Annotated in this window: 5 protein-coding genes; 2 read left to right on the top strand and 3 right to left on the bottom strand. The window is 73.1% G+C overall.

The genetic code is table 11. The annotated features are described in order from the left end of the window. Both EYA84_RS29050 and EYA84_RS29045 read left to right on the top strand, forming a co-directional pair. A partial coding sequence (locus tag EYA84_RS29050) for a TadE family type IV pilus minor pilin (protein ID WP_275540821.1) occupies nt 1-236 on the top strand: 236 nt, incomplete at its 5' end. Continuing rightward, nucleotides 233-643, top strand: coding sequence for an Rv3654c family TadE-like protein (locus EYA84_RS29045; RefSeq protein WP_131057194.1), 411 nt, complete (start codon nt 233-235; stop codon nt 641-643). The genes EYA84_RS29050 and EYA84_RS29045, both read left to right, overlap by 4 nt. Before the next feature lie 288 nt (nt 644-931). On the opposite strand, the gene EYA84_RS29040 is transcribed toward EYA84_RS29045, so the two are convergent. From EYA84_RS29040 to EYA84_RS29030, 3 genes are all read right to left on the bottom strand, one after another. Then, the gene (locus EYA84_RS29040; RefSeq protein WP_131057193.1) at nt 932-1510 is read right to left on the bottom strand and encodes a hypothetical protein; all 579 of its coding nucleotides are present in this window, start codon (nt 1508-1510) and stop codon (nt 932-934) included. 71 nt (nt 1511-1581) lie between these two features. Next, on the bottom strand, nt 1582-1788 hold the full coding sequence (locus EYA84_RS29035; RefSeq protein WP_131057191.1) for a hypothetical protein: 207 nt from the start codon (nt 1786-1788) through the stop codon (nt 1582-1584). Nucleotides 1789-1892: 104 nt separating this feature from the next. Continuing rightward, nucleotides 1893-3430, bottom strand: a 1538-nt coding sequence (locus EYA84_RS29030; protein ID WP_236146021.1) for a Zn-binding domain-containing protein, incomplete at its 5' end; no start/stop codon positions are given.

Raw genomic sequence — 3430 nt, 5'->3', positions numbered from 1 at the left:
GCCTGGACGCGGCCCGGGAGGCGGCACTCGCCGCCTCCCGGGGCGAACCGGGCGAGAGCGCCGCTCACCGGTACGCGCCTCCCGGCGCGGAGGTGGCCGTCGTCGTGGACGACGAGGTGGTCCGGGTGACCGTGCGCGCCCCGGTGCGTGCCCTCGGCACCGACCTGCCCGCGATCGTCGTCGAGGCCACGGCGGTGGCGGCCGTCGAGCCCGGAATCCCGGAGCCGAGGCCGTGACGGTCGCCCGGCGCCCGAACCCTTTCGCCGGGGCATCGTCTCGGTGTGGGCGGCGCGTCGGCGGGCGTGACCGAGGCGGGGTGACCGTCTGCCTGCTCGCGGTCGGGCTGATCTTCGTGATCAGTGGGATCTTCGGCGCGGGTATCGGCGCTGCGCGGGTGGCGCGTCACCAGGCACGGGTCGCGGCCGACTTCGGTGCGCTCGCCGGAGCGGGCCGGGCGCTGCACGACGAGTCGCAGGCGTGTGCCCGAGCCGCCGAACTCGTCGTCGCCAACGGTGCCAGGCTGGTCCGGTGCCGGGTCGACGGGATCGACGTGCTGGTCACCGCCGAGGTGGCGGTGCGTCCGCTGCCCGGGATCTCCCGGCTCGCCACGGCCACCTCCCGGGCCGGCCCGATGCGGGGGTGAGCGGTTACCACCGGCGCGGGAACACGTCGGGAGCACGTCGGCCGGGGAGCCGGCTCGGCCACCGGCGGACGGCGAGCCGGCTCCCCGACGCCGAGAGCGATGACGACGAGGCCGCGCCGACGCCGAGGCTCCACGTGCCAGCTAGGCCCGCACGACGACGAGGCCCGCACGACGACGAGGCCACGACGACGAGGCTCCGCACGACGACGAGGTCAGGGACGCGCGGACCCGTGCCGCCGAGGCCCGTGGCGCGAGCGCCCGTGCCGCCGTAGGGCCACTACGTCGAGGTCAGCGGCCCTGGAGCGCGTCGAGTGCGACGGCCATGGCGATCACCAGACGGCGGTCGATCTGCGGGTGGTGGATCTCGACGACGTAGCGGTCACGCAGGCCCCACTTCTTCACCACCGAGAAGACCGGCTGGCCGCCGGCGACGAAGTCGAAGTGGTACGGCAGCCAGGACAGCGACTCGGCGAACCGGCGCAGCACCGCCACCGGCATGCTGCGCTCCTGGCCGACGATGTTCGGCAGGCCGGCCTGCTCGACGTGCCACGTCGAGCGGAGCAGGGACTGCGCGAAATCCTTGCGGAACAGCCCGATCGGGGTGCCGGCGTGGTCGGTGACGTCGTACGTGGCACCGAGGTCGAGACGCTGACGGGCCTTGAACCCGAGCAGCGGCTGCTGCTTGGAGTCGTCGGTGTAGATGGTCACCTGTTCCTTGAAGGCGAGCCGCTTCTGCTGCGCGAAGGCCAGCAGACCGCCCTCGGAGCCGTCCGGCGCGACGCTGTGCACCTCGTACTGGTTGACCATGAAACGCAACCGCTGGCGGATGTGGAACTGGTGCTGCGCCTGCAGGCTGTCGAGCTGCATCAGAATCTCCTCGTTCGTGGTGCGCCGGAGTGTCGCACAGCTCGGCAAGCGGCCCGGCGCTGAGTGTCAGGTCAGCGGACGCCGTCGACAGCCGACCGGTGGGTCCAGGTGGTGAGGAGCTGGTGGATGGTACGCAGTCGCTCGTTGATCTGGTCCAGCCGTTCGGCCTGGGCCAGGGTGGCGAGCGCCGTACCGAGGGCGATCTGCTGGTCGATGTCGAGTTGCTCCTGGTCGATGGTGTAGAGCAGCTCGACGGTCTCGGCGATGGTGTCGGCCACGGCTCCTCCTCCATGTGCGGCGACGACGGACGATGATCACGGCGCTCGATGGAAGCGCTCCCAGCCATCAATGCCCGAAGCGGCCGGATCTCATGCCTGCCCGGTCATTCCGGCAGGTTCGCCAGCACCACGTTCAGCACCGTGATCGCGTCCGGCTTGGAGAGCGGGTTGTTGCCGTTGCCGCATTTCGGCGACTGCACGCAGGAGGGGCAGCCGTGTTCGCAGCCGCATTCGGCGATCGCGTCCCGGGTGGCGCGTAGCCAGGACGACGCCATGCCGTACGCCCGCTCGGCGAAGCCCGCGCCGCCGGGGTGGCCGTCGTAGACGAAGACCGTCGGGGCCTCGGTGTCCGGGTGCACCGCCGTGGACAACCCGCCGATGTCCCACCGGTCGCAGGTGGCCACCAGCGGCAGCAGCCCGATCGCGGCGTGTTCGGCGGCGTGCAGCCCGCCCGGCACGTCGGCCGGGTCCACCCCGGCTGCCGCCAGCGACCCGGGGGAGAGGGTGAACCAGACCGCGACGGTACGCAGCTCCCGCGCCGGCAGGTCCAGCGGACGGGTGTCGATGACCTCGCCGGTGGCGATCCGCCGCCGCTGGTACGACACCACCTGGCTGGTGACGTCCACCTCGCCGAGGAACAGCCCGACCGGTCCGGCGTCGACGTACGAACGCACCGACACCACCGACAGTGAGGTGACGTCCCGCGCGTGCGTGGACCAGTCCGGCTCCTCGGGGTGCACCAGCGCGCACCCGTCGTCCAGATCGAGCGAGTCGACCACGTACGACACGCCCTGGTGCAGGTAGACCGCCCCGGAGTGCAGCAGGAAGTGCGCCGAGCCGCCGTCGACGGTGCCGAGCAGCCGACCGGTCGCCGCCTCCACCACGCAGACCGGTGCGCCGCCGTCGCCGCGCAGGTCCACCTGGGGGCGCTCGCGGTGCCGCCAGTACCAGCCGGTCGGCCGCTGCCGCAGCGCGCCCGCCTCGACCAGCGCCGCGACCGTCTCCTTCGCGCCGTCACCGAAGAGTGCCAGGTCGGCGTCGGTCAGCGGGGCCTCGGCCGCGGCGCAGGCCAACTGCGGCCCGAGCACGTACGTGTTCGCCGGGTCGAGCACGGTGGCCTCCACCGGTGCCCCGAACACCGCTTCCGGATGGTGCACCAGGTAGGTGTCGAGCGGGTCGTCCCGGGCGATCAGCACGGCGAGCGCCTCCTGGCCGGATCGCCCGGCCCGTCCGGCCTGCTGCCACAGCGACGCCCGGGTGCCGGGATATCCGCAGATCAGCACCGCGTCCAGGCCGATCAGGTCGACGCCCAGCTCCAGGGCGTTGGTCGAGGCGAGCCCGAGCAGGTCGCCGTGCAGCAGCGCGCGTTCCAGTTCCCGGCGTTCCTCGCGCAGGTAGCCGCCCCGGTACGCGGCGACCCGGTCGCCCAGCCCGGGGACCGCCTCGTCGAGGCTGCGCCGGGTGCTGGTGGCGACCACCTCGGCCCCTCGGCGGGACCGGACGAAGGCCAGGGTGCGTACGCCGGAGGCGACGGTGTCGGCGAGCAGGTCGGCGGTCTCCCGTAACGCCGACCGCCGGACCTGGGTCAGATCGGCCGCCTCGTGGAGCGGCCCGCCGGAGGGCGACCCGGCGGGCGTCGGGT

It is taken from the genome of Verrucosispora sp. SN26_14.1, assembly GCF_004307965.1.
Taxonomy (GTDB): Bacteria; Actinomycetota; Actinomycetes; order Mycobacteriales; family Micromonosporaceae; genus Micromonospora.
This window is presented reverse-complemented; position numbering and strand designations above follow the sequence as displayed.

Excerpts from the sequence above, each read along its gene's own strand:
- EYA84_RS29040 (WP_131057193.1), bottom strand. The coding sequence starts at position 1,510 with ATGCAGCTCGACAGCCTGCAGGCGCAGCACCAGTTCCACATCCGCCAG.